Consider the following 23,408-nt stretch of genomic DNA (forward strand, 5'->3'; position numbering starts at 1 on the left):
GCCCGGGCTGGGCTGCCCGGCTGCGGGCTGGCCCGGGCTGGGGCTGCCCGGCTGCGGGCGACGGTGTGGGGGCTGGACAGCGGAAGGGGCGGGCCGCTGACGCGGCCCGCCCCTTCCGGCGTTCGTGGAGCTGGACTCAGAAGTCCATCTCCCCGCCACCCGGAGCAGCCGGGGCGGCCGGGTTCTTCTCCGGCTTGTCCGCCACGACGGCCTCGGTGGTGAGGAAGAGCGCCGCGATCGACGAGGCGTTCTGCAGCGCCGACCGGGTCACCTTGGCCGGGTCGATGATGCCCGCGGCCAGCAGGTCGACGTACTCGCCGCTGGCGGCGTTGAGGCCGTGCCCGGCGTCCAGGTTGCGGACGCGCTCGACGACCACGCCACCCTCCAGACCGGCGTTCACGGCGATCTGCCGCAGCGGGGCGTCCAGCGCGATCTTGACGATCTGCGCACCGGTCGCCTCGTCACCGGCCAGGTCCAGCTTGTCGAAGGCGGTCTTGCCGGCCTGCACCAGCGCGACGCCACCACCCGGGACGATGCCCTCCTCGACGGCGGCCTTCGCGTTGCGAACGGCGTCCTCGATGCGGTGCTTGCGCTCCTTCAGCTCGACCTCGGTGGCCGCGCCGACCTTGATCACCGCAACGCCACCGGCCAGCTTGGCCAGCCGCTCCTGCAGCTTCTCCCGGTCGTAGTCCGAGTCGCTCTTGTCGATCTCGGCCCGGATCTGGTTCACCCGGCCCTGGATCTGGTCGGCGTCACCGGCACCGTCGACGATGGTGGTCTCGTCCTTGGTCACCACGACCTTGCGGGCGCGGCCCAGCATCTCGATGCCGGCGGCGTCGAGCTTGAGGCCGACCTCCTCGCTGATGACCTGGCCACCGGTGAGGATGGCGATGTCGGTCAGCATGGCCTTGCGGCGGTCACCGAAGCCCGGCGCCTTGACGGCGACCGACTTGAAGGTGCCCCGGACCTTGTTGACCACCAGGGTGGCCAGGGCCTCGCCCTCCAGGTCCTCGGCGATGATCAGCAGCGGCTTGCCCGACTGCATGACCTTCTCCAGGATCGGGAGCAGGTCCTTCACCGACGAGATCTTGCTGTTCGCGATCAGGATGTACGGGTCGTCGAAGACGGCCTCCATACGCTCCGGGTCGGTCATGAAGTAGGCCGAGATGTAGCCCTTGTCGAAGCGCATGCCCTCGGTGAGCTCAAGCTCAAGCCCGAAGGTGTTGCTCTCCTCGACGGTGATGACGCCTTCCTTGCCGACCTTGTCCATCGCCTCGGCGATGATCTCGCCGACGCTGCTGTCACCAGCGGAGATGGAGGCGGTGGAGGCGATCTGCTCCTTGGTCTCGACGTCCTTGGCGAGCTTGGACAGCTCCTCCGAGACGCTGGAGACCGCGGCCTCGATGCCCCGCTTCAGGGCCATCGGGTTGGCGCCGGCGGCCACGTTGCGCAGGCCCTCACGGACCAGGGCCTGGGCCAGGACGGTCGCCGTCGTCGTGCCGTCGCCGGCCACGTCGTCGGTCTTCTTGGCGACCTCCTTGACCAGCTCAGCGCCGATCTTCTCGTACGGGTCCTCGAGCTCGATCTCCTTGGCGATGCTCACACCATCGTTGGTGATGGTGGGGGCACCCCACTTCTTCTCGAGCACGACGTTGCGGCCCTTCGGGCCGAGCGTCACCTTCACGGCGTCGGCGAGCTGGTTCATGCCCCGCTCGAGGCCGCGGCGCGCCTCTTCGTCGAACGCGATCATCTTGGCCATACGGCGTTGTCCTCCTGGACACTCACGGGCCACCCGAGTGTGAGTCCCGGATGGGCCGCCTGGTGTACGCACCTTGGGACGTCGCCGTCGAGTGACAGCGACATCCTTCGGCCGGGCCGGATAGCCCGCGACGACCGGCCATGTGCCGCGTACCGTCTCCAACGGCGTACGACCGTGGCCCTACCGCCCCGACCATTGGCACTCACCGTACGCGAGTGCCAATGACTTGTTTAGCACTCTCCCCTGCCGAGTGCAAGCACGATGCCGCCGATCAGACCGGATCCGGGCCCTCGCCCAGCCGGACTTCAGGCGCTTGACCTGCGCGGATTCCGCTCCTGGTCAGCCGAGTTCGGCTGCCAGTCGGGCGCTGTTCACCGGCGCCTCGTGGATCCGTTGCTCGGCGTAGGTCACCACCAGCCCGACCAACTGGATGAGGTGGGCCGGCAGACTCAGCAGCGCGGAAAGGGAGACCACCACGATCGCGCCCACGGTCAGCTGCGGGGAGGTCATCGGGTCGTCCCCGAACGGCAGCATGCCCACCGACTCCAGCAGGTCGAGAAGCACGGCGATGCCGAAGACCACGGCCCCCAGCAGTGCCACCCGCCCGAGCATCATGCCGAACCGGTCGTGGAACATCCGGAAGGACCGCCCGATCGGGTTGCTCCGCTCGAACAGGTAGACCGGCCCGGCCAGGCTCAACGCGGCGGCCAGATAGATCCCGGGCAGAATGCAGAAGCAGACTCCCACCAGGATCAGCAGACCCAGCACCAGGGTCCAGCCCCACAGCCCCAACGCCCGGCGCAGGCCGTAGCGCAGGGCCGTGGCGAAGTCCACCGGTTCGCCGGCCGCCTGCCGGGCGATCACCCAGCTACCGGCCGCCCAGCCGATGCTCTGCACCAGACCCACCAGCACGGTGGCGGCCAGCAGGGTGATGCCGAAGACCACCATGTCCCGGGTGAACCCGTCGGGCAGCACCGGCAACGCACCGGGCGCCGGCTCCTCGATCCCGAACGTCGGGTCGAGCAGCAGCGTCACCACCGAGATGATCAACGTCGGCAGCACCTGGGTGAGCAGCGTCAGGGGCAGCAACACCGGCCAGCCCCGGCGTACCGCGCCGACGCACCGGGAGAACCAGCCGCCCAGGCCCGCGCCGGGCGGGTTGACAAGCAGATCCCGCGGGTCCCACCCACCGGGCTGCCCGGGCCCGGCATAGGCCTGCCCGGGGTAGGGCTGACCCGGGTACGGCTGACCCGGATAGGGCTGCCCGGGATACGGCTGACCCGGGTAAGGGTGCCCGGGATACGACTGACCCGGGTAAGGGTGCCCCGGGTACGCCTGCCCGGGGTAGGACTGCCCGGGGTGGGACTGCCCGGGGTGGGACTGCCCGGGGTGGGACTGCCCGGGGTGGGACTGCCCGGGGTGGGACTGCCCGGGGTGGGACTGACCCGGGTACGGCTGGCCGGGGTGTTGCTGCCCGGGATACGGCTGGCCGGGGTGTGCTGGCGGGTTGCCCCCGTACGGTGGTTGGCCGGCGGGGGAACCGGCACCGGGCGGCGTACCGGGTGGGTAGCCCCCGGCCGGCGGGACCACGTGGGCCGGGGGGCCCGGTACGGGCGGCTCCGGACTGGACTGCCCCGCCCCCGACGGTCCGTGCGCCATCGCCCCCGGACCGAGCTGGCCCGGCCCACCAGTCCTCGACCCGGCCTGACCCGGGCCTGCCGCCCCTGCCCCGGCCTGGCCCGACGCTGCCGCCTCCGGCTGACCCGACGCGCCCGCTCCAGGCCCGGCCGGCGCACCAGCGCCGGGCTGACCCGACCCCTGCGGGCCCGGGACGGAACCGTCCGCCCCGGAACCGGATCGATCCAGCCCGCCAGGGTCCGCACCGGCCTGTCCCGGCGCATCCAGACGCGAGCCGGACCGGCCCGGCGCACCCGGGTCGGGGTCGGGCGCGGAGGGGTCCGAGCCCGGCCAGACCGCAGTCGGATCCAACGGAGGCCGCGGAATCGAACTGTCCGGCGACTCGGACGACTGCGGCCCCGGCGACCCCGGCACGGCGGCACGCCCCGGCTCGAAGTGCTCCGGTCGCGATCGGTCGGTCATGGGGCCTCCTCAGCAACGACGGCTGGATCGGCTCATGATCCTCCACAACGCGCGCAACAACCGCATCACCGGTGTGGTGGAATCACCGCCCCCGATGGCCGAGGGCGGTGTCGGAGTGAGGCGGTCAGGCGACGACCCGTACCCGCTCGGCCTGGGGCCCCTTCTGCCCCTGGGCGATCTCGAACTCCACCCGCTGGCCATCGTCCAACGCCTTGTAGCCGTCCATCTCGATGGCGGAGAAGTGAACGAAGACGTCCTGTCCGCCGTCGACGGCGATGAAGCCGTAGCCCTTCTCGGCGTTGAACCACTTCACGGTGCCCTGTGCCACGGTGCACTTCCTCACTCTGCGCGGCGCTCCACAACCTCGCGGACGCCGGGCACGGCCGAGCGTCCGGATCGCCCCCTTTTCGATCGATGCGAACCGACGAAATCTGGCGATCGAAATCGCACGGTACACGAACCATCACGCTGGCGCACGACCGCAAAAGGTGCAAATCACTACGATCACCGACCCGACCCGCATCGGTGTGCATCGTTGCGGTATAGATCCCAGATGACCACCTTCCCGGCCGCCACCGGCACCCGTGAAGCCACCGTCCGCCGGGTACGGCCCGAGGACGCGGCCCGGATGCGGGCATTGCGGTTGGAGATGCTCGCCGACTCGCCCCTGGCCTTCCTGGAGACCCTCGCCGAGGCGGCTGCCCGATCACACACCGAGTACGCCGAGCGGGTCGAGTACTGCTCGACCGGCAGCGAGTGGGCCCAGTTCGTCGCCGATCCCACGCCACCCCGGGCCCCTCGGCCCGCTGGTGCGCCGACCGGAAACCGGACCGGGAACCGGCTCGTCGGGAACCGGCTCGTCGGGCACGCCGGCGGGACCGCACTGCCGGACGAGCCCGAGGTGACGGTGATCTACGCCGTCTACGTCACCCCGGCCTGGCGGGGCAGCGGACTGCTCGCGCAACTGGTGGACCGGGTGGCGGACTGGTCACGGGCGTGTGGCCGGCCGGACCTGATGCTGGAGGTGGTCGTGGGCAACGACCGGGCGCTCCGGGCCTACCAACGGCTGGGCTTCACCGACACCGGCGTACGGGTGCCCCACCCGAAGATCCCGGCCCTGACCGAGCTGCAACTCCGCCGCCCCGCCTGAGGTGTAAGGAAGGGCCCCCTATTAACGCTTCCGGTAGAGAGGGTGCCCCTTCTCACCACCCTTGCCGCCAGCCCGGGTGCCAGCGCGACACCCCTTGATCGACCGGTGCCGGGTGCCCGGTACGCCGGTAGCACCACGTCGCCGATCGTCCCGGACCCGCATCGCTTCCGAGCGATGCCGTGTTCCCTGCCGTCGTTGCCAAGCCCGCACCGTCCACCTGCCACGAATCCGGCAGGTGGACGGTGAGAAGGGCACCCCTCTATACCGGAAGCGTTAATAGGGGGCCCTTCCTTACACCTCAGGTGGGGCGGCGGGACTGGACGATGCGGAAGCGGTTGGCCACGTACGCGCCGTCGGTGAGCGCGGCGTTGGCCGCCGGGTTGGCGCCGCTGCCGTGGAAGTCGGAGAACGCCGCCGACTGGTTGACGAAGACGCCGCCGGTCAGGTTGCCGGACAGGTGTACCCCGACGTCGACCGCGACCGCCTCGGCGGCGTCGAGGACCGCCTCGTCGGTGGAGTAGACCGCCGCGGTCAGCGCGCCCTTCTCGCCGACGGTGGTGCGCAGGATCTCCAGGCTGTGCGTGGTCGAGTCGGTGGCGATGACGAACGAGATCGGCCCGAACCACTCCCGCCCGTACGTGCCGGTGTCCTCGGCGGTGAGCTTGACGATGGTGGGCGTCCGGACCACCGCGTCCGGGAAGGCGGGGTGCTCGACGGTCCGCGAGGCCAGCACGGTCTCGCCGACCCCGGTCACCTCGGTGAGGCGTTCCAGTACCCCGTCGTTGACGATCGCCCCGGTCAGCTCGACCCCCCGGGCCGGATCAGCGGTGATCTTGCCGACCGCCGCGGCGATCCCGGCGGCCACCTCGTCGAAGCTCTTGTGCCCCTGGTCGGTGTCGATGCCGCCGGCCGGGACCAGGATGTTCTGCGAGGTGGTGCACATCTGCCCGCTGTAGAGGCTCAGCGTGAAGCCGAGGTTGCGACACATGCCGGCGAAGTCGTCGGTGGAGTCGACCACCACCGCGTTCAGCCCGGCCTTCTCGGTGTAGACGGCCGCCTGCCGGGCGTTCGCCTCCAGCCAGTCGCCGTACTCGCTGGAGCCGGTGAAGTCGACGATCTTCACGGCCGGGTGCAGGGCCAGGTCGGTGGCGAGCTTCTCGCCGGGGGCCTCCGGGGCGAGCAGCACCAGGTTGGGGTCGAAGCCGGCCTCGGCGAGCACCTCCCGGGCGTACCGCACGGTGATGGCCAGCGGCAGCACCGCGCGCGGGTGCGGCTTGACGACCACCGGGTTGCCGGTGACCAGCGAGGCGAACAGTCCCGGGTACGAGTTCCAGGTCGGGAAGGTGTTGCAGCCGATGACCAGCGCCACCCCACGCGGTACCACGTGGAACGTCTTGGTCATCCGCAGCGGGTCACCCTTGCCGGCGGCCTTCTCCCAGGCTGCCGTGCGCGGGTGCCGGCTCATCTCCGCGTACCCGTAGGCGACCGCCTCCAGCGCCCGGTCCAGCGCGTGCGCGCCACCGGCCTGGAAGGCCATCACGAACGCCTGCCCGGTGGTGAACTGCACCGCGTTGGCCAGCTCGAAGACGTGCTTGTGCAGCCGGTCGAGAATCTCCAGGCAGACCCCCGCGCGGGTCTGCGGGCCGGCGTCGCGCCAGGCCGGCAGCGCCGCCGAGGCCGCGGTGACCAGCTCGTCGACCGACGCGTGCGGGTACCGCACGCCGAGCTTCAGCCCGAACGGGCTCGCCTCGGTCGCGATCCGCTCGCCGCCGCCCGGTTGGTCGAGGGGAAAATCACCATCCAGGTACGCCTCGAAGGCGGCGTGGCCGTCGGCGGCGGCGGTCTCGCCGTACACCCGGGGGCTGGGTGACTCGGGGTAGGCAGACCAGTACGCCCGCTCGGTGATCGCGGTCAGCGCCCGCTGGAGCGTGTCGGCGTGCCTGCTGTACAGGGGATGCGGGGTCTCCGTCATGCCCGCCATCATGCCTGAGCCCTCCACCCAACGGTAAGGCCGCAAGGAAGGGCCCCCTGTTAACGCATGGGGCGGATTCTCGGGGCACCCTTCTCACCCATAGGTGCCGACAGCGCGCCGTTCTCGCGCGAGACCAGCCCCGGCGGCCACGCCGCGCGGAAAGGGCCGCCATGCCGCGCGAAGAGACCGCCACGCCGCGCGGAAAGGGCCGCCATGCCGTCCGGCGAGACCGCCACGCCGCGCGAGAAGACGCCACGCCGCGGGACCAGCAGGGCCGCCACGCCGCACGACAAGGCCGCGATACTGCGCGGAACTGCGGTCAGAGGGTCAGTTGCCAGTCGGTCCAGTTGTCGACGGGGCGGTAGCCGAGCTGTTCGTTGATGGCGATCATGTGCTGGTTGGTAGTCGCGTTCCAGGTGTCGACCACGCGCAGCTGCGGCTCGTGGGTCATGGCGTACCGCAGATTCTCGATCTTGACGATCAGCCCGAGCCGGTGGCCACGGTGGGCCGGGTCGACGAGGGTGATCTGCTGGAAGGCGTGCCACGACGCGTCCGGGTCGACATCCAGCAGCGTCCAGGCGACCACCCGGCCGCTGGCGACGTGGACGACGCCCTGGTGGTAGCGGCGGCGACCCCGGGCGTCCAGCGCCCGTTCGGCGCCCCGGACCCGTTCGGCGTCCACCGCCTCCGGCTCCCACTCCAGGTCCCCGAGCGGGGCGTCCATCATCAGCCGCCCGTCGAGGTAGGCGATGTCGGCGACGTACTCCTCGGGGGTGTTCTGCCGCCAGCCGACCAGGCGGTAGCCGTCGGCCCGGGTCCAGGCCTCGGCCAGGGCGGCGTCCAGCGCCGCCTGCTCCACCGTGGTGACGTCGAGCCGGCGACGCGCCTCGACCAGGACCGGGGCCGCACCGGTCGAGGCGGCGAAGGCGCTGCCGGCCGGCGACCGGGACGGGCCACCGGGTAGGGCGTCGACGGCCATGCCGACCAGCCGTTTCCGGCCCCGCTCCCGCAGCAGGCCCAGGGCGTGCGCGTGCAGGGCGCGCCCCACCCCACGACGTCGGTACGCCGGGTGCACGACCAGGTCGATGGTGGCGTTGTCGGTGTTGTCCAGCTGCGGCAGCTCGACGGCGTAGTAACCGGCCGGTACCCCGTCCAGCCGGGCCAGCGCCCAGACCGGAAGGTTACCGGGCATCGGATGTCGCAGGGCACCCTCGAAGCGTCGGCGCACGACGGGCAGGTCCGGCAGGTCCGCGTCGCCGGCGGCGACCCCGATCCGGTACGCCTCGTCGATCGTGGCCTGGTCGTGGGCTTCGATGGGGGTGATGGCGATGCTCATGGCTGTCGAGGGTGCGGCCCGGAACGACTTCGGGCCAGCGAATTTCTCGCTGGCCCGAAGGAGGTTGGTCGGGAGGGACGATCGCACAACGCCTCCGGCGTTGGGTCGTAAGAGCTTCAAAAGTCTTCGGCGAAACGCCCTCCCGCACCGAGCATTTTGCGCCGCCTGGTTCCTGCCGTCAAGTCCTCGGAGACTGGTTTCCCGTACGGAGGGCAAAAAGTCGGTTACCCGCCGGAACAGCCGGATCTTCGGACCGGCCGGGGCCGGCCCCGCTCAGCCGAGCAGGCCGGCATCCCGGGCAGCACGCAGCGACGGCTTGATCCGGTGGGTCGGGCCGACCTGACCGGCGACCGCGTCGATGGTCTTCAGCCCCTCGCCGGTGTTGAAGACCACGGTCTCCGCCGTCGGGTCGAGCCGACCGGACTCCACCAGCTTGCGCAGCACCGCGACGGTCACCCCGCCGGCCGTCTCGGCGAAGACCCCGGTGGTACGGGCCAGCAGCCGGATGCCCTCGCGGATCTCGTCGTCGTCGACGTACTCCATCCAGCCGCCGGTGCGGCGGACCGCCTCCAGGGCGTAGAGGCCGGCGGCCGGGTCGCCGATGTTGAGCGACTTGGCGATGCCGGTCGGCTTGACCGGCACGATGGTGTCGGTCTCGCCGTGCAGGGCGGTGGCGATCGGGTTGCAGCCGGCCGACTGGGCGCCGAAGACCTTCCAGCCGCCGGCCGGCGCCTCGACCAGGCCGATCTCGACCAGCTCGCTGAACGCCTTGTCGACCTTGGTGAGCAGCTCACCGGAGGCCATCGGGATGACCACCTGGGCCGGGATCCGCCAGCCGAGCTGCTCGGCCACCTCGTACCCGAGGGTCTTGGAGCCCTCGGCGTAGTACGGCCGGACATTGACGTTGACGAAGGCGGTGTCCTCGAACTCGTCGGTCTCCACCAGCTCGCCGCAGAGCCGGTTCACGTCGTCGTACGAGCCGTCGATGGCGACCAGCTCGCCCCCGTACACGGCGGTGGTGACGATCTTGCCGGGCTCCAGGTCGCCAGGGATGAAGACGACCGAGGGGACCCCGGCGCGGGCCGCGTGGGCGGCGACCGAGTTGGCCAGGTTGCCGGTCGAGGCACAGGCGAACCGGGTGAAGCCGAGCTGACGGGCGGCGGTCAACGCGACCGAGACCACCCGGTCCTTGAACGAGTGGGTCGGGTTGGCGCTGTCGTCCTTGACCCAGAGCGGCGCGGTGATGCCCAACTCGGCGGCGAGGTTACCGGCGGCGACCAGCGGGGTCAGGCCCGGGTCCAGACTGACCCGGGTGGCCGGGTCCTGCCCGGCGGGCAGGAGTGCGGCGTACCGCCAGATGTTCTGCGGGCCGGCCTCGATCTGCTCCCGGGTGACGGCGGCCAGCGCGGCGGCGTCGTAGTCGACCTCCAGCGGCCCGAAACACTCGTAACAGGCGTGCTGGGCGGCCAACGGGTAACGCGCCTGACAGGCCCGACAGACCAGGGCGCGGGCGGGGCTGTTGGTGGTGTCGAGGCCGGAGGTGGCGAGGGTCGACGTCATGTCGAGGAAGTCCTCTCATCTTTCCCCGCATCGCACCCTGCGGCGGGGACGGAATTGGCACCTGCCCGCGATCCGACTCGTCGTCGAGCGTGCGGGTGGTTGCCGGGGCGTCGTCGGGCCGTATCCCTCAGCCCCTCTGGATGAGGTATTCAGTTGTGCCCCCGAGTTTACGACGGGGTGGGGCAACCGCCACCCGAGGTCCCACCGGGTGAGCAGCGCCGCTCGACCGAGCCGATCATGTCCACACGTACGGTGTCAACACGGCGACTCGAAGTGAGAGCCGGATCCCACCGGTCCACAACCTGCACGAACAGCGCCCCAGCCCGTGATGCGTCCTACTTCAATCCCCGCCCCTGGGGCTGCGCCTGGTTACTGCCGGGCCGCGGTGGCGGTCCCATGAGACCCGGGGCGGCGGCGGTGGTCGGGGCCTGCGGGTCTCGGTAGCCCGCCACGAAGGCAATCATCTGCTGCTGCGACGCAGGCCCGGCCGATGGCCCCGGAACCGACTGCCGACCAGAGGACTGCTGCTGGGCGAAGTACCTGTCCGTCTCTTCACGGATCTGTGCTGTCGCCTGCGCGACGTACCCGATTGGTCGAGGAGTGTCGATGTGCTTCGCCACTGTCGAGTTGAGGGCAAAGCGAGCATTGACCCGTTCGATCTGGGCGTCCGTCAGTGCCAACTGTCCGGCGGGCCCGGCCAGACTGCGGTCGGCGCGCTCCAGCCGGTCAAGAGCCTCGATCACATCCCGCTGCTGGGTGATCATCAGGGCACCGTCCAGCGTCATCGAGGTCTGCAGGGCAACCTTGGTCGCTGGGTCCAGGTTTGCAACCATCCGGTTCACGGCGCGGGTGGTGGGGTCCTCGTCTGCCATCGGCCTTCTCCCAACTCGTAGCGGTTTGGTCCTACTACGTCGACTGTCGCCCATGGTTCAACTGACCGGGCAACATTCCGGGCGGGTGGCCCGTACCAGCCGCACTTCGGTTGGCCTGGCCTTTCTAGGCTGACGAGGTGACCTACCCTCCCCCGCCCGGCACGCCCGGAGGCCCGCCGAAGGCCGCCGGGCTCGGCCGCACCGCCAAGCTCCTGATCGTGGTCGCCGCCCTGGCCACCCTGCTCTGCTGCTGCGGCGGACTGGCCGGCGGCGGATTCTGGCTCTACCGCACGGTGCAGGACGCCACCGCCGGCCCCCGCGACGCCCTGACCGGCTACCTGGCGGACGTGCGCGCCGGCAACTACCCGGCCGCCTACGACCGGCTCTGCGAGCTCCTGCGCAACCGCACGACCGAGGAGGAGTTCACCCGGGAGCGGGCCGCCGAGCCACCGCGCGGTGCCGACCGGATCACCAACACCACGGTACGCACCAGCAACGGCCGCTCCCGGGCAGAGGTGCACGTGGTCTCGGACAACGGCCCGGCCGAGGTCTTCCAACTGGTCCACGAGGGCGACCAGTGGCGGGTCTGCAGCTGACCGCCGCCCCACCGCCCCGTCGGCGGGCGCTGGGCACTGGGCACCGGACGTCTTCTGATGTCGGCGATGATCCGCCGTGGCCCGGCGGCCGGTGAAGGTCCCACCGGCCGCCGGGCCCGACCGCGCGCCATCCGGCTCACCCGTCTCCGCGCCGGTCGGGCCCGGGTGGTCACGGGGTGGCGAGGGCCTCGGTGGGCGAGAGCCGGCTGGCCCGGATCGCCGGGTAGAGCCCGGCCAGCGCGCCGATCGCGATGGTCGCCCCGATGCCGCCGGCCACCACCCAGAGCGGTACCACCGTCGGCCACCCCTGCGAGCTGGCGTAGCCGGCGGTGACCAGGCCACCGAGCAGCACCCCGCCCACCCCGCCCAGGGCGGACAGCAGCAGCGACTCGGCGAGGAACTGGGTCCGGATCTGCCCCCGGGTGGCGCCCAGCGACCGGCGCAGCCCGATCTCGGCCCGCCGCTCGATCACCGAGATGACCATGGTGTTGGCCACCCCCACCCCGCCGACCAGCAACGCCACCGCGCCGAGCCCGAGCAGCAGGCCGGTGAACGCCTCGTCGGTGGCCTGCTGGGCGGCGAGCGCGTCGGACGGCCGGGAGACCTGGATCTCGTTGGACTGCTCCGGGTTGGCCGTCGCCGCCAGCACCGCCCGGACCGCCTCGACGTGCTGCTCGGCCGAGCGGGTGTAGATCCGGGTCGGGTGCCCGTCCAGGCCGAGGTAGGTGGTCGCGGCCGACCAGCCGACCAGCGCCGACGAGTCGAGTTCCGGGGCGAGTGGGACCGGCCGCAGGATGCCGATCACGGTGAACGACCGCCCGTGCAGGTAGACCTGGGTGTCCGGCCCGGCCGCGCCGAGCCCGAGCCGCTCGGCGGCCACCGACCCGAGGACCGTGGCCGGGTATTGCGCGGTGGCCTCGTTGAGCCAGGTCCCGCTCTCCAGCGCGCCGCCGACGGTGTCGAGCAGGTCCAGCTCGACCGCCTGGGTGCCCAGCCCGCCGGTCTCCGCCGCCGGAATCCGGTCCGACCGGTAGACCGGGGTGTCGCCGAGCTGGGCGGTGGCCGACACCTGGCGTACCGGGCCGATCCGGCTGATCATGCCGGCCGCCTCGACGGGCAACTGGGCGTCGGCACCGAACAGGGTGCTGCCCGGGGCGACGGTGAGCAGGTTGGTGCCGAGGGCGGCCAGCGTCCGGTCCAGGTCGGCCCGGGACGACGAGGAGATGCCGACCACGCTGATCATCGCCGCGATGCCGATGGCGATGCCCAGGGCGGACAGGAACGCCCGCAACGGCCGGGTACGCAGCCCCACCCCACCGACCCGCAGCACGTCCCGTGGGCTCAGCCGGGCCGGCCGCAGCCGCTCCGGCCGCGCGGCACCGGCCCGCCGCGCCGAGCCGGTCGGCCGCAGCGGTGTCGTGGTCATCGCGGTACCCCCTCGGTCGGGGCCGCGGAGTCGACCACGATCAACCCGTCGCGCATCTGCACCTGCCGGGGCAGGCTCGCCGCGATCTCCCGGTCGTGGGTGATGACCACCACGGTGGTGCCGGCCGCGTGCAGCTCGTGCAGCAGCTCCATCACCCCCGCACCCGAGCTGGAGTCGAGGTTGCCGGTCGGCTCGTCGGCCAGCAGCAGCGGCGGTTCGCCGACCACCGCCCGCGCGATCGCCGCCCGCTGCCGCTCACCGCCGGAGAGCTGGTGCGGCCGGTGGTCCAGCCGGTGTCCCAGGCCGACCCGCCGCAACGCGACCTCCGCCCGCCGCCGCCGCTCCCGCCGGGCCACCCCGGCATAGAGCAGGCCGTCCGCCACGTTCTCCACCAGCGGTACGCCGGCAGCCAGGTGGAACTGCTGGAACACGAAGCCGATCCGGCTGGCCCGCAGGGCGGACAGCTCCCGGTCGGACAACCGGGCGGCGTCGTACCCGTCGATGTGGACCGCGCCCGAGCTGGGCCGGTCCAGCGTGCCGATCACGTTGAGCATGGTGGACTTCCCCGACCCGGACGGGCCGACGATGGCCACCAGGGCGCCCCGGTCGATGGTCATCGACACCCCGCCGAGGGCAGCGACCGTGTCGCCGTATCGTTTCGTCACGTCACGCAGTTCGACCACGCGGTCGGGTGGGGCGGTCAGGGGTGGCTCAGTCACCGGGCATCCCCACGGTCAGCCCCTCGGTGACCTCCTCACCGGAGACCTCCACCCGGCCGTCCGCGAAGAGCCCGGTCCGCACCGCGACGATCCGGGTGCCGGTCTCCTCGACCACCTCCAGTCCGTACCCGCCCTCGGCGAGGGTGAGCAGCGCCGCGACCGGCACGGTGAGCACGTCGGCGCGTTCCGAGGCGACGAAGCCGACGTCCACGGCCGCCTTGTCGTAACCGGCCAGCACCTTCGGGTCGTCCCCGGTAACGGTGACCTCGATCTTGGTCTCGGTCTGCGCGTCCTGGCCGGTCGATGCCGCCGAGGTCTGCACCACCGTCTCGACCGTGTCGACCTTTCCGGTGCTCCGGGTGCCGTCGGGCAGGGTGACGGTCACCTTCGCGCCCTTGACGGCCAGCCGCTGGTCCTCGACGTCGAGAGTGCAGGTGACCTGCCGGGCGGTGCCGGTGGTCGAGAGGACCACCTTGCCCGCGCCGACCGTGTCGCCCACCTCGACGCCGTGGCTCTCCACCCGTACCTCGCCCGGGGCGTAGACGATCCGGGCCGGGTCGACCTGGCCGGTCTCCGGCAGGCCCAGGTCCTCCTGCCACTCCCGGACGGCGGCGGCGGTCGCCGAGGTGAAGTCCTCGTCGACGGTGAAGCCGGTGTACCCGAGCGCGGCGAGGTTCCGCTCGAACTGCTTGACGTCGTTACCGCTCACCCCGGAACGCAGCGTCCGGTACGCCGGCAGACCGCCGTAGAGCAGCACCACCGGTTCGTCGTCGACCCGGTAGAGGGCCTTGCCCCGCTTGACCGTCGCGCCACCCCGGGCCAGCCAGGTGACCGTCCCGCTCAGCCGGCTGTCCCTGGCGCGCGGGGTGCCGTACCCCAGCTCGCCGTTCTTGGTCTCCCGGTCCACCAGGCTCTGCCGGGTGACCTGGGTGCTCGACGGTGGCCGCCGGTCGACCGACGCCGCCCGGTCGGCCTGGCCGTCGGTGGCGAAGGCGACCGCCGTCCCGGCGGTCGCCACGACGAGCACCGCCACCGCGCCGGCCAGGAGCGCGGGTCGTCGGCGGCGTCGGGACGGTGCCCCGTCGGGTTCGGCGGCGGCCACCTCGACGGGTCGGGGCGCGGTGCTCATGACGCCCCCCGACGGCCACCGAAGTTGGGTACGGTCTCCTGGCACTTGTCGAACGCGGCCCGCACCGCGGGGTCGTTGAACTCGATGCCGGCCGGGCCGGGCTGCATGCGCCCGTCGGGGGCCGGGTCCGGGAAGTTCGGTACGCCGTTCTCCCGCATGCACTTGGCCAGCTTGCGGACCTGCTCGACCTGGCTGGCGTCGAGTTCCCGGGGCTGCCCGCCGTTGGGGGCGAACTCGCGGCACTGCTCGAAAGCCGCCTGCATCTTGCTCCGGTCCACCTCCGCCCCGGAGTTGAACCGTGGCCCGTTCTGCCCCGGCTGCGGGTCCGGCACGTCGAGCCCCTGCTCCCGCAGACACGCGGCGAACTTGAGCCCACGCTCGTCGTCGCTCATCGCGGCGGCGGAGGGCGAAGGCTGCGCACCGCCACCACCACCTGCGGTGGCCACCCCGGAGTCGCCGGAGTCGTCGGCCTGACAGCCGGCCAGGGCCAGGACCGCCACCACGGGCAGGGCCAGGAACAGGCCCCACGGATGTCGTCGCATCGATCGTCACTCCCTTCCCGCCGGCAGAGAACCGGCACTGGGGGACAACTCAACTCCTCGGGCTGTATCCAGGGCATAAGCGTGCTGTTTATTCGGTGGTTACGCCGCCATGGGTGAGGATGGCCCGGTGCGCGTACTGGTATGCGAGGACGAGAAGCTGCTCGCGGATGCGATCGCCGAATGGCTGCGTCGGGAGTCGTTCGCGGTCGACGTCGCGTACGACGGCGACGCGGCCCTGGAACGCATCGGCGTCAACGGGTACGACGTGGTGGTGCTCGACCGGGACCTGCCGGTGGTGCACGGCGACGACGTCTGCCGGGCCCTGGTCGACACCGAGCGGGACACCCGGATCCTGATGCTGACCGCCGCCGCCGCCGTCCGGGAGCGGGTCGCCGGCCTGGCCATCGGTGCCGACGACTATCTCACCAAGCCGTTCGCGTTCGTCGAGCTGAGCGCCCGGGTGCACGCGCTGACCCGGCGCACCCGACCGGCCGTACCGCCGAAGTTGACCCGGGCCGGGATCGTCCTGGACCCGGCCCGACTGGAGGTCACCCGCGACGGGCACCTCGTACCACTGTCCCGCAAGGAGTTCGGTGTGCTGGCCGAGCTGCTGCGGGCCGACGGCGCGGTGGTCTCCGCCGAGGAACTGTTGGAGCGGGCCTGGGACGAGCACATCGACCCGATGACCAACGTGCTGCGGGTCACCGTGATGAAGCTGCGGCGTAAGCTCGGCGATCCGCCGGTCATCGACACGGTGCCGGGAGTGGGGTACCAGATCCGATGAGAAAAGCGACCATCCGCGCCAGGCTGACGCTCATCTACGGCGGCCTGTTCCTGCTCGCCGGCACGGTGCTGCTCGCCGTGACGTACGTGCTGGTCGACCAGCGACTCGCCCACGGCTTCGGGTTCACCATGCGCGGAACGGGTGGCCGGGAGTCGGTCTCCTTCCCCCAGGGTGCTCAGATCAACGCCGACCAGGCCGAACACCTGCGCGACATCGTCCGACAGGTGCAGGAAGACGCCCGGCGGGACGCCCTGGACTCGCTGCTCACCCAGGGCGGGGTGGCCCTGGCCGTGGTGACCCTCGTCGCGGTGGCCTTCGGCTGGCTGGCCGCCGGCCGGGCGTTGCAGCCGTTGCAGCAGATCACCGGCACGGCCCGCCGGATCGCCGGGGCGGACGGCGCCGGCCGGGGGCTGCACGAACGGATCGCCCTGGCCGGCCCGACCGACGAGGTGAAAGAGTTGGCCGACACGTTCGACCTGATGCTCGAACGGCTCGACCGCTCCTTCGACGGGCAACGGCGCTTCGTCGCCAACGCCTCACACGAGCTGCGTACCCCGTTGGCGATCAACCGGTCCCTGGTCGAGCTGGCGATCACCCGCCCGGACGCCCCGGCGGAGCTGCGGCAGCTCGGTGAGACCCTGCTGTCGGTAAACGAACGGCACGAGCGGCTGATCGACGGGCTGCTCACCCTCGCCGACTCCGAGAACGCGCTCGCCGAACACGCCGAGGTGGACCTCGCCGAGATCGCCGGTCACGTAGCCGAGCAGACCGCCCGGTCGACCGCGCTCGGCGTCACCCGCGAGCTGGCTCCGGCCCGTACCGTCGGCGACCCGGTCCTGCTGGAACGGCTCACCCAGAATCTGGTGGAGAACGCGGTCCGGCACAACATCGGCGCGGACGGCTGGCTCTCGGTCGCCACGGCCGTGGTCGACGGCCATGCCACCCTGACGGTCAGCAACAGCGGGCCGGTGGTGCCGGGGTACGAGATCGAGACCATGTTCCTGCCCTTCCGCCGGCTCAACCGGGAGCGGGTCGCCGGTCACCGGGGCTTCGGCCTGGGGCTGTCCATCGTCCGGGCGGTGGCGCGGGCACACGGCGGCACGGTACGGGCGACCCCCCGCCCCGACGGTGGCCTGGTGGTCACCGTCTCCCTCCCCACCACCGCCTGACCGCCCCCGCCCCGCCCCGCCCCGTCCCCGTCCCCGTCCCCGTCCCCGGAATGGTGTGAATCTTGGACACTTACCGTCCAAATACGACGGTAAGTGTCCAAGATTCACACCGGCACTCGCTTCGAACGGTGAGTGGGCGGTTGAGGGACGTATCCGAGCGGTGCGGGTCATCCTCGGCTACTGCCAACTAGGACGAGCCAGCGCCCGCGCCGTTCCGGACATAGACGCCTCGACCTTGATGGCCCTCCACCAGCCCTTCGGCACGTAGGACGAGCATCGCTGAGCGGATCACCTGGGTCGACACTCCGTACTGCTGGCACAGCTGGGAGATGGACGGCAACTTGTCCCCAGGCTTCAACTCGCCGGACCTGATCCGGTCCCGGAACTCTGTGGCGATTCGCTCGTAGAACGGCGTGACAGACATCGTGGTGCTCCCTCGTCGGCACCACAATCTGACCATCTCAGGCTTGTGACATCAAGTTCTTGGAATGCCAGGCTTGCGCTAGAGACACTAGGCATCATCTCTTGTCGAAGAGGCAGCCCTCTTCGGCAAAACAGGGCATGCCCTCGCCCTCGGGTGCCCCCATCCGAGGCGGTGTCGGGGCGGCGTAACCCCTCCAGTCGATCAGCCAGACCTACGGCTGACATCGCCCCGACACCACTGCCCCGGAAGGCTCGTCGAGCTAGGAGGAGCGACAGATGGCAGCAACGACGTCACCACAAGAGGCATCACCCGGCCTGTCGGAGGTCGAGCGGGTGGGTGGGGAGTTGCGGGAGGCGTACCTGGCGGTGGCGGCGGCCGGGGCGGCGCTGGAACGGACCGCCGCCGGTTGCGCGCATCCGGCGATCCGGCAGGCCAGACGCTGCGGCGAGGACGCTCTCGACCTGGCCGCCGAGGCCGAGCGGATGCTCTCCGACGGGGCGCACCGGCTGCGCGCCCACACCGGGCACCAGGTGCCGGCGAGCATCGGGGCGCTGATCGAGGTGCTGGAGACCACCCGGAGGCAGCTCGACGCGGCAGCCGACCAGGTCCGGGAGTTCCCGGCGCGCGTCACCACCGCCAGGCAACAGCTGCTCGACTCCGCAACCGCCGGAGAGGCCACCGACCGGGTGGCCGAGAAGTGGGAGCAGGCGGCCGGCGAACTGGGCCTGATGACCGCCAGCCTGGCTGCGGCGGCGGGCGCGCTGACGACGTACACCAGGGGTCTGTCCGCCCTGACCAGCTGACACCGGAGCACGGCCCGGACCGCCGGGCTCCGACCGGCACGCCACGCGCGGGCCGCGCCGGCCGACCCCGCCCGCCCCGGTGCCACCGCGACGGGCCCCGAAGGCGAGGAGAATCATGATCCACCGCGCCAGGCAACGACTGCTTCCGCAGTACGTCCGCGCCGCCACCTTCGACAGTCGGTGGCGCGGCCTCGACCCCGACCAGGTGTACGCCTACCTCGACCAGGTCGCCGACGAACTGGAACGACTAACCCGTGACCTCGCCACCACCACCACCGAGGGCGAGCGTATCCGGGGTGCCCTGCGCCAGTGGGGTTCCCGGCACCACGGCTGCCACCACCCGAGACCGACCAACAACCGGTGGTCCCGGTGACCGGCCCGCACTGGATCATCCATCTGCCCACCACGCTGACCAGCCGCGACCAGGCGATCGCCCTGGCCGGGGCGTTACGCCGCTCGCTCGGTCACGTCGACGCGCTCGACTTCGGTGAGACCAGCGTGTCCGAAGAGGACGCCCAGCAGCTGCGTACCCGAGTCTGGTGTGACGCCCGGGTCGTCGGTGCCGGCCGCTGCCCCCTGCCGCACGCCCACGACGGCCCCTGCCGGGCCTGATCGAAGCCGGCCCGGCAGCGGCCACGCTCAGGCGACCACCGGGCTGGGTTGCTCCACCGCGCCGGGTCGGGCCACCGCCCGACGCTGCCGGAGCAGGTTGTCGACGGCCCAGCGGCCGGGGCCCAGCGCGGCGATCAGGACGAACGACCAGCAGAAGAGCGCCGCCAGCTCACCGCCGTTGTGCATCGGGAGCAAAGCGTCGGGCTGGTGCACCACGAAGTACGCGTACGCCATCGAGCCGGAGGCGAGCAGCGCGGCGGGCCGGGTGAGCAGGCCGACGAGCACCAGCCCACCGCAGAGCGCCTGGATCAGCGCCGCCCACCAGCCTGGCCACTCACCGATCGGCACCGCGTTGCCGGTGCCCCGGCTGCCGCCGAAGACGCCGAACAGGGACGCCGCGCCGTGGAAGAGGAACAGCAGACCGATGACCATGCGGAACAGGGACAGCGCCGGCTGGGCGAACCGATCGGGGTTCATCTGACACCTCCGTGACAGGAATCTGACCTGGAGTTGACAGAATGCCGCGCCGATTTAACCGCGTCGATGTAATCCCTCTCCGTGGGAACGCTCCCACGCATAGTGTGGGACGGACAGACCGGCAAGAAGGGGCCCCTTCTCTACCGGAAGCGTTAAGAAGGGGCCCTTCCTTACACGTCAGCTGGTGATGTCCTTGCGGGTGAAGCGCCAGAAGGCCAGGCCCCAGAAGATGGTGGCGTAGCTGATCGCCGAGACGGTTCCCCGGACCAGGTCGTCGGTCTGCACCGGGGTGGAGAGCAGGCCCAGCCAGGCGTTGGCGTAGTGGGTCGGCAGGAAGTCACGCACCGCGCCGAGCGCGGTGATCTGGTCCAGGATGCTGGACAGGATCCAGAGCAGCACCGCGCCGCCGACCGCGCCGAGCGCGGCGTCGGTGACCACCGAGAGCAGGAACGCCAGACCCGCCACCACCAGCAGTACGACCGCCAGGTAGCCGAGCACGGCGAGCAGCCGCAGCAGCCCCTCGCCCGGGTCGAGCTGGGCGGCCACCGTGCTGCGCAGCGGCGACCAGCCGTAGCGCAGGGTGCCGATCAGCAGGGCGGTGCCGGCGAGCAGCAGCAGCGACAGCCCGGAGTAGGTAAGCGCGACCAGCAGCTTCACCGCCAGCAGCCGGGCCCGGGGCACCGGCACCGCCAGCAGGTACCGCAGGCTGCCCCAGCTCGCCTCGCTGGCCACCGTGTCGCCGCAGAACAGCGCCACCACCACGACCAGCAGGAAGGACGCCGAGACGAAGATCGAGAAGAGGGTGAAGTTAAGCCCGCCCGAGGTGGCCAGCTCGACCAGGCTGGAGAACTCGCCCCGACCATTGTCGTCGTCGCCGCCGGTGTCGAACTGGAACGCGATCAGGATGATCAACGGCAGCAGCACCATGAAGCCGAGCGCGAGCTGGGTCCGGCGGCGCGCGGCCTGCCGGCGGAACTCCGCGCCGAACGGCAGGGTCGCCGCCGGCCGGTAGCCGGCCGCCGCGCCGGAGGGCGCCTCGGTCGCTTTCGCCCGGGTGTCGGCACCCGTCGGGGACTCGCCCATCACCGGTCTCCGCTTCCTCGTGAGTTCTCGCCGACCAGGGTGAGGAACGCGTCCTCCAGGCGACGTCGGGGCACCACCCGGTCCACGCCGATGCCGGCCCGGACCAGCTCTGCGACGACCTCGCTGCGCGCGGTGTCGTTGGTGTCGACCACCAGCCCGTCGGTGCCCTCGGGCAGGACCCGGACCCCCGCCAGGCGGTCCAGTACGGCCCGGGCGGCGACCGGGTCGGTCACCTCGAAGAGGGTGCTCGGCGACTCGCCGACGATCTCCTCGACCGGGCCGGAGGCGACGATCCGCCCCTTGTTGACCACCACCGCGTGGGTGCAGGTCTGTTCCACCTCGGCCAGCAGGTGGCTGGAGACCAGCACCGCGCGGCCGTCGGTGGCGTACCGCTGGAGCACCCGGCGCATCTCGGCGATCTGCGGCGGGTCCAGCCCGTCGGTCGGCTCGTCGAGCACCAGCAGCTCCGGCAGGCCGAGCATGGCCTGGGCGATGGCCAGCCGCTGCCGCATGCCGTGGCTGTACTTACGGGTCTTGCGGTGCACCGAGTCACCCAGGCCGGCGATCTCCAGTGCCTGCTCGAAGTGCGCGTCCTCCCACGGCCGTCCGGTGGCCCGCCAGTACGCCTTCAGGTTCTCCAGCCCCGACAGGTGCGGCAGGAACCCGGGCCCCTCCACCAGCGAACCGATCCGGGACAGCACCGGCGAGCCGGGCACCAGCCGGTGGCCGAAGACGTAGATCTCCCCGGCGGTGGGCTGGGTCAGCCCCATCAGTACCCGCAGCGTGGTGGTCTTGCCGGCGCCGTTCGGCCCGAGCAGGCCGACCACCTGACCGGGGTGCACCTCGAAGTCGACGTTGGAGACGGCGACGAAGCCGTCGGCGTACTCCTTGCGTAGCTGCCGGACGGCCAACGGGGTGTCGGCGTACTCCGGGTGGATCGAGGTGTCCTGGCGACGGTGCCGGCGGCGCAGCACGGCGACGACCACGACGAGCCCCACCACGATCGCGGCGAGCAGCCCGGCCAGGATCCAGCGCCAGAGCACCGCCTCGGTCGGGATCGGGTCGGCGTCCACGGTGGGCAGGCTCACCGGCGCGTCGCCCAGCGCCACGGTGTGCAGGGTGGGCTCGGTCGGCGTGGTGTACGCCTGGTCCGAGGTGGCCACCACCAGCCGCAGTCGGTGGCCGGCCTCGACCCGGTGCACGATCGCCGGCAGGGTGACGGTGACCGGCTGGGCCCCCTCGGCGGTCGCCGGCAGGTCGGTCAGCCGGATCGGGGCGACCAGTCCGCTGGGCAGCGTGGCCGCCCCCTCCGGATCGACGTCGTAGAGCTTGGCGAAGAGCACCGCCTCGCCGCTGGCCGAGCCCACCCGGAGCTGCACGGTCGGCGAGCCGACCACGTCGACCGCCTCGGGCAGCGCCTCGGACTCGAACCGGGCGTGCTGGCCGGGAATGTCCCCGGCCACCCCGCCGAGCAGGGAACTCAACGAGCCGGCGAACGGCACCGAGGAGATCGCGGCGGGGTTGCCGCCGGGCGGGTTCGCCACCGGCTGCGCCGGTCCGGCCAGCGCCACGTCGCGGCGGGCGGTCCCGGTCAGCCCCGGATAGTCGGTACGGCGGTACCCGGTCGCCACCAGCCCCCGGTCCATCGCGTCGAAGCCGGCGATCCGGGAGAAGGTGAAGTCGTCGCCGGGGGCGTCCCCCTCGCTCGCGACGTAGTGGTCGAGCCACTGCGCGGTCAGGAACTTCACCCGGTCGGAGTCGGTCTGCGGGCCCTGCCCGCCGTCGTGGCCGCCGGTGAACCAGGCGAGCCGGACCGGGGTGCCGTTCGCGGCGATCCCCCGGGCGTTGGCGTCCGCCTCGGCCAGCGGGAAGAGGGTGTCGGCCGCGCCCTGCACCAGCAGGGTGGGCGCGGTGATCCGGTCCAGCACCCCGGCCGGGCTGGAGCGCCGCAACAGGTCGACGGCGGCCTGGTCGGCCCGTCCGGTGGTGGCGATCCGCTGGTACGCCGCGCAGACGTCGGCCGCGAACCGGCCGCAGGAGACGTCACCGATGGCCGCCGTGGTCGGTGCCCCCGGTGCGGTACCCGGGCCGCCGCCCGGTGCCGGGCTGGGCGGGCCGGCCGAGGCGGGGGCGCCCTCGGGCTGCTCGGCGGCGGTGTTGCCGGAGATCCCGGCCGGGCCGGAACCGACGCTGCCGCCACCGCCGAAGAACAGGCCGGCCCAGCCGGACTTGAAGACGCCGTCGGTGGGCTCGCCGCCGGTGCTCTCGGGCAGGAAGGAGCGGGCCAGGTCGTTCCAGGTGATCATCGGGACGATCGCGTCGACCCGCTGGTCCTGGGCGGCCAGCAGCAGCGCCAGCCCGCCGCCGTACGAGCCGCCGACCACCCCGACCCGGGGGTCGCCCTCGGCGTCGGTACGGATCTCCGGCCGGGCGGCGAGCCAGTCCAGCAGTCGCTGGCCGTCGCGTACCTCGTGGTCGGGGCTGTCCAGGTGGATCTGGCCGCCGCTGCGGCCGAAGCCCCGGGCCGTCCAGGTGAGCACGGCGTACCCCCGGTCGGCGAGGTCCTCGGCGTCCAGGCGGACCGACTGCTTGGTGCCGCCGAAGCCGTGGGCCAGCAGCACCGCCGGGACCTTCCGGTCGGCCGAGGCGTCCCGCGGCAGGTACAGCGTGGTGTCCAGGTCGACCGGCTCGTCGCCGGTGGGGCCGGAACGCACCGTCACCATCGCGGATTCGGTCCGGAAACTCGGCCGGTCCGGCCAGACCGCCCAGACCACCAGGGCCGCCAACAGGGCCACGACGACCGACGTGGCAACGGCCCGGCGGCCGGTGGGCAGGGCACGGCGCAGCCGCGCGGCCGGGAACGGCGATCTCATGCGGCACACGGTACGGCGCGCA

Annotated in this window: 22 protein-coding genes and 1 riboswitch; of the genes, 7 read left to right on the plus strand and 15 right to left on the minus strand. The window is 71.9% G+C overall.

Annotated features, from left to right (window positions below; genetic code table 11):
- Nucleotides 1–136: 136 nt before the first annotated feature.
- The 3 genes from groL to ACN28G_RS23370 all read right to left on the minus strand — a co-directional run bounded on the left by groL (nucleotide 137) and on the right by ACN28G_RS23370 (nucleotide 4,187).
- Nucleotides 137–1,759: a chaperonin GroEL gene (gene groL / locus ACN28G_RS23360; RefSeq protein WP_091444684.1), complete on the minus strand. Its 1,623-nt coding sequence runs from the start codon at nucleotides 1,757–1,759 to the stop codon at nucleotides 137–139.
- A 339-nt stretch (nucleotides 1,760–2,098) separates the two neighbouring features.
- Entirely contained in the window at nucleotides 2,099–2,851 is a 753-nt protein-coding gene (locus tag ACN28G_RS23365; RefSeq protein ID WP_091444687.1) for a hypothetical protein, read from the minus strand.
- A gap of 1,132 nt (nucleotides 2,852–3,983) precedes the next feature.
- The gene (locus tag ACN28G_RS23370; protein WP_007073263.1) at nucleotides 3,984–4,187 is read right to left on the minus strand and encodes a cold-shock protein; all 204 of its coding nucleotides are present in this window, start codon (nucleotides 4,185–4,187) and stop codon (nucleotides 3,984–3,986) included.
- Nucleotides 4,188–4,412: 225 nt separating this feature from the next.
- Between ACN28G_RS23370 and ACN28G_RS23375 the strand changes: the two genes are divergently transcribed.
- Nucleotides 4,413–5,009 carry a GNAT family N-acetyltransferase gene (locus tag ACN28G_RS23375; protein ID WP_091444690.1) on the plus strand — a complete coding sequence of 199 codons (597 nt, stop codon included), beginning with the start codon at nucleotides 4,413–4,415 and terminating at the stop codon, nucleotides 5,007–5,009.
- A gap of 298 nt (nucleotides 5,010–5,307) precedes the next feature.
- Here the strand turns inward: ACN28G_RS23375 and paaN are convergent, their stop codons facing one another.
- From paaN to ACN28G_RS23395, 4 genes are all read right to left on the minus strand, one after another.
- A complete protein-coding gene (gene paaN, locus ACN28G_RS23380) occupies nucleotides 5,308–6,981 on the minus strand; it encodes a phenylacetic acid degradation protein PaaN (RefSeq protein WP_175440667.1) in 1,674 nt (557 codons plus the stop codon).
- A 319-nt stretch (nucleotides 6,982–7,300) separates the two neighbouring features.
- Nucleotides 7,301–8,317 (minus strand): GNAT family N-acetyltransferase, encoded by a 1,017-nt coding sequence (locus tag ACN28G_RS23385; protein WP_091444697.1) that lies wholly within the window; start codon nucleotides 8,315–8,317, stop codon nucleotides 7,301–7,303.
- Between the two features lie 273 nt (nucleotides 8,318–8,590).
- A complete protein-coding gene (thrC, locus tag ACN28G_RS23390; RefSeq protein ID WP_091444701.1) occupies nucleotides 8,591–9,877 on the minus strand; it encodes a threonine synthase in 1,287 nt (428 codons plus the stop codon).
- A 12-nt stretch (nucleotides 9,878–9,889) separates the two neighbouring features.
- A riboswitch (SAM riboswitch) is annotated at nucleotides 9,890–10,024 on the minus strand.
- 188 nt (nucleotides 10,025–10,212) lie between these two features.
- Nucleotides 10,213–10,749, minus strand: a complete 537-nt coding sequence (locus ACN28G_RS23395) for a hypothetical protein (RefSeq protein WP_421480331.1) — start codon at nucleotides 10,747–10,749, stop codon at nucleotides 10,213–10,215.
- A 137-nt stretch (nucleotides 10,750–10,886) separates the two neighbouring features.
- On the opposite strand from ACN28G_RS23395, the gene ACN28G_RS23400 reads away from it, so the two are divergent.
- Complete coding sequence (locus ACN28G_RS23400) at nucleotides 10,887–11,345, plus strand: hypothetical protein (protein WP_091444708.1); 459 nt, start codon at nucleotides 10,887–10,889, stop codon at nucleotides 11,343–11,345.
- A gap of 169 nt (nucleotides 11,346–11,514) precedes the next feature.
- Here ACN28G_RS23400 and ACN28G_RS23405 read toward each other — a convergent pair whose 3' ends face one another.
- Genes ACN28G_RS23405 through ACN28G_RS23420 form a run of 4 tightly spaced genes read right to left on the minus strand, consistent with a single transcriptional unit; the run spans nucleotide 11,515 to nucleotide 15,161 of the window.
- Nucleotides 11,515–12,771, minus strand: a complete 1,257-nt coding sequence (locus tag ACN28G_RS23405) for an ABC transporter permease (RefSeq protein WP_091444711.1) — start codon at nucleotides 12,769–12,771, stop codon at nucleotides 11,515–11,517.
- On the minus strand, nucleotides 12,768–13,454 hold the full coding sequence (locus ACN28G_RS23410) for an ABC transporter ATP-binding protein (RefSeq protein WP_217628955.1): 687 nt from the start codon (nucleotides 13,452–13,454) through the stop codon (nucleotides 12,768–12,770). The genes ACN28G_RS23405 and ACN28G_RS23410 overlap by 4 nt, the downstream gene beginning before the upstream one ends.
- Before the next feature lie 28 nt (nucleotides 13,455–13,482).
- Nucleotides 13,483–14,619 (minus strand): peptidoglycan-binding protein, encoded by a 1,137-nt coding sequence (locus ACN28G_RS23415; protein ID WP_091444714.1) that lies wholly within the window; start codon nucleotides 14,617–14,619, stop codon nucleotides 13,483–13,485.
- The gene (locus ACN28G_RS23420; RefSeq protein WP_229688441.1) at nucleotides 14,616–15,161 is read right to left on the minus strand and encodes a hypothetical protein; all 546 of its coding nucleotides are present in this window, start codon (nucleotides 15,159–15,161) and stop codon (nucleotides 14,616–14,618) included. The genes ACN28G_RS23415 and ACN28G_RS23420 overlap by 4 nt, the downstream gene beginning before the upstream one ends.
- Nucleotides 15,162–15,288: 127 nt before the next feature.
- On the opposite strand from ACN28G_RS23420, the gene ACN28G_RS23425 reads away from it, so the two are divergent.
- Complete coding sequence (locus ACN28G_RS23425) at nucleotides 15,289–15,945, plus strand: response regulator transcription factor (RefSeq protein WP_175440668.1); 657 nt, start codon at nucleotides 15,289–15,291, stop codon at nucleotides 15,943–15,945.
- Entirely contained in the window at nucleotides 15,942–17,114 is a 1,173-nt protein-coding gene (locus ACN28G_RS23430; RefSeq protein WP_091444722.1) for a sensor histidine kinase, read from the plus strand. The genes ACN28G_RS23425 and ACN28G_RS23430 overlap by 4 nt, the downstream gene beginning before the upstream one ends.
- A 187-nt stretch (nucleotides 17,115–17,301) precedes the next feature.
- Here the strand turns inward: ACN28G_RS23430 and ACN28G_RS23435 are convergent, their stop codons facing one another.
- Nucleotides 17,302–17,538: a winged helix-turn-helix domain-containing protein gene (locus tag ACN28G_RS23435; protein ID WP_091444725.1), complete on the minus strand. Its 237-nt coding sequence runs from the start codon at nucleotides 17,536–17,538 to the stop codon at nucleotides 17,302–17,304.
- Nucleotides 17,539–17,813: 275 nt separating this feature from the next.
- On the opposite strand from ACN28G_RS23435, the gene ACN28G_RS23440 reads away from it, so the two are divergent.
- The 3 genes from ACN28G_RS23440 to ACN28G_RS23450 all read left to right on the plus strand — a co-directional run bounded on the left by ACN28G_RS23440 (nucleotide 17,814) and on the right by ACN28G_RS23450 (nucleotide 18,953).
- On the plus strand, nucleotides 17,814–18,341 hold the full coding sequence (locus ACN28G_RS23440; RefSeq protein ID WP_091444729.1) for a hypothetical protein: 528 nt from the start codon (nucleotides 17,814–17,816) through the stop codon (nucleotides 18,339–18,341).
- A gap of 115 nt (nucleotides 18,342–18,456) precedes the next feature.
- Nucleotides 18,457–18,714, plus strand: coding sequence for a DivIVA domain-containing protein (locus ACN28G_RS23445; protein WP_091444733.1), 258 nt, complete (start codon nucleotides 18,457–18,459; stop codon nucleotides 18,712–18,714).
- Nucleotides 18,702–18,953, plus strand: a complete 252-nt coding sequence (locus tag ACN28G_RS23450) for a hypothetical protein (protein WP_175440669.1) — start codon at nucleotides 18,702–18,704, stop codon at nucleotides 18,951–18,953. Before ACN28G_RS23445 ends, ACN28G_RS23450 begins: the two co-directional genes overlap by 13 nt.
- A gap of 27 nt (nucleotides 18,954–18,980) precedes the next feature.
- Here the strand turns inward: ACN28G_RS23450 and ACN28G_RS23455 are convergent, their stop codons facing one another.
- The 3 genes from ACN28G_RS23455 to ACN28G_RS23465 form a co-directional block, all read right to left on the minus strand.
- Nucleotides 18,981–19,430: a DoxX family protein gene (locus ACN28G_RS23455; RefSeq protein ID WP_091444736.1), complete on the minus strand. Its 450-nt coding sequence runs from the start codon at nucleotides 19,428–19,430 to the stop codon at nucleotides 18,981–18,983.
- Between the two features lie 177 nt (nucleotides 19,431–19,607).
- Nucleotides 19,608–20,513 carry an ABC transporter permease gene (locus ACN28G_RS23460; protein ID WP_091444740.1) on the minus strand — a complete coding sequence of 302 codons (906 nt, stop codon included), beginning with the start codon at nucleotides 20,511–20,513 and terminating at the stop codon, nucleotides 19,608–19,610.
- A complete protein-coding gene (locus ACN28G_RS23465) occupies nucleotides 20,513–23,386 on the minus strand; it encodes an alpha/beta fold hydrolase (protein WP_421480332.1) in 2,874 nt (957 codons plus the stop codon). Before ACN28G_RS23465 ends, ACN28G_RS23460 begins: the two co-directional genes overlap by 1 nt.
- Nucleotides 23,387–23,408 lie beyond the last annotated feature (22 nt).

This window comes from Micromonospora sp. WMMA1923, from assembly GCF_049179195.1.
GTDB classification, from domain to species: Bacteria; Actinomycetota; Actinomycetes; order Mycobacteriales; family Micromonosporaceae; genus Micromonospora; species Micromonospora yangpuensis.

Coding starts and splice junctions, on each gene's coding strand:
- ACN28G_RS23420 (WP_229688441.1), bottom strand. CDS start 15,161: ATGCGACGACATCCGTGGGGCCTGTTCCTGGCCCTGCCCGTGGTGGCG.
- ACN28G_RS23430 (WP_091444722.1), top strand. CDS start 15,942: ATGAGAAAAGCGACCATCCGCGCCAGGCTGACGCTCATCTACGGCGGC.
- ACN28G_RS23385 (WP_091444697.1), bottom strand. CDS start 8,317: ATGAGCATCGCCATCACCCCCATCGAAGCCCACGACCAGGCCACGATC.
- ACN28G_RS23395 (WP_421480331.1), bottom strand. CDS start 10,749: ATGGCAGACGAGGACCCCACCACCCGCGCCGTGAACCGGATGGTTGCA.
- paaN (WP_175440667.1), bottom strand. CDS start 6,981: ATGACGGAGACCCCGCATCCCCTGTACAGCAGGCACGCCGACACGCTC.
- ACN28G_RS23440 (WP_091444729.1), top strand. CDS start 17,814: ATGGCAGCAACGACGTCACCACAAGAGGCATCACCCGGCCTGTCGGAG.
- ACN28G_RS23415 (WP_091444714.1), bottom strand. CDS start 14,619: ATGAGCACCGCGCCCCGACCCGTCGAGGTGGCCGCCGCCGAACCCGAC.
- thrC (WP_091444701.1), bottom strand. CDS start 9,877: ATGACGTCGACCCTCGCCACCTCCGGCCTCGACACCACCAACAGCCCC.
- ACN28G_RS23465 (WP_421480332.1), bottom strand. CDS start 23,386: ATGAGATCGCCGTTCCCGGCCGCGCGGCTGCGCCGTGCCCTGCCCACC.
- ACN28G_RS23435 (WP_091444725.1), bottom strand. CDS start 17,538: ATGTCTGTCACGCCGTTCTACGAGCGAATCGCCACAGAGTTCCGGGAC.
- groL (WP_091444684.1), bottom strand. CDS start 1,759: ATGGCCAAGATGATCGCGTTCGACGAAGAGGCGCGCCGCGGCCTCGAG.
- ACN28G_RS23455 (WP_091444736.1), bottom strand. CDS start 19,430: ATGAACCCCGATCGGTTCGCCCAGCCGGCGCTGTCCCTGTTCCGCATG.
- ACN28G_RS23405 (WP_091444711.1), bottom strand. CDS start 12,771: ATGACCACGACACCGCTGCGGCCGACCGGCTCGGCGCGGCGGGCCGGT.
- ACN28G_RS23445 (WP_091444733.1), top strand. CDS start 18,457: ATGATCCACCGCGCCAGGCAACGACTGCTTCCGCAGTACGTCCGCGCC.
- ACN28G_RS23460 (WP_091444740.1), bottom strand. CDS start 20,513: ATGGGCGAGTCCCCGACGGGTGCCGACACCCGGGCGAAAGCGACCGAG.
- ACN28G_RS23375 (WP_091444690.1), top strand. CDS start 4,413: ATGACCACCTTCCCGGCCGCCACCGGCACCCGTGAAGCCACCGTCCGC.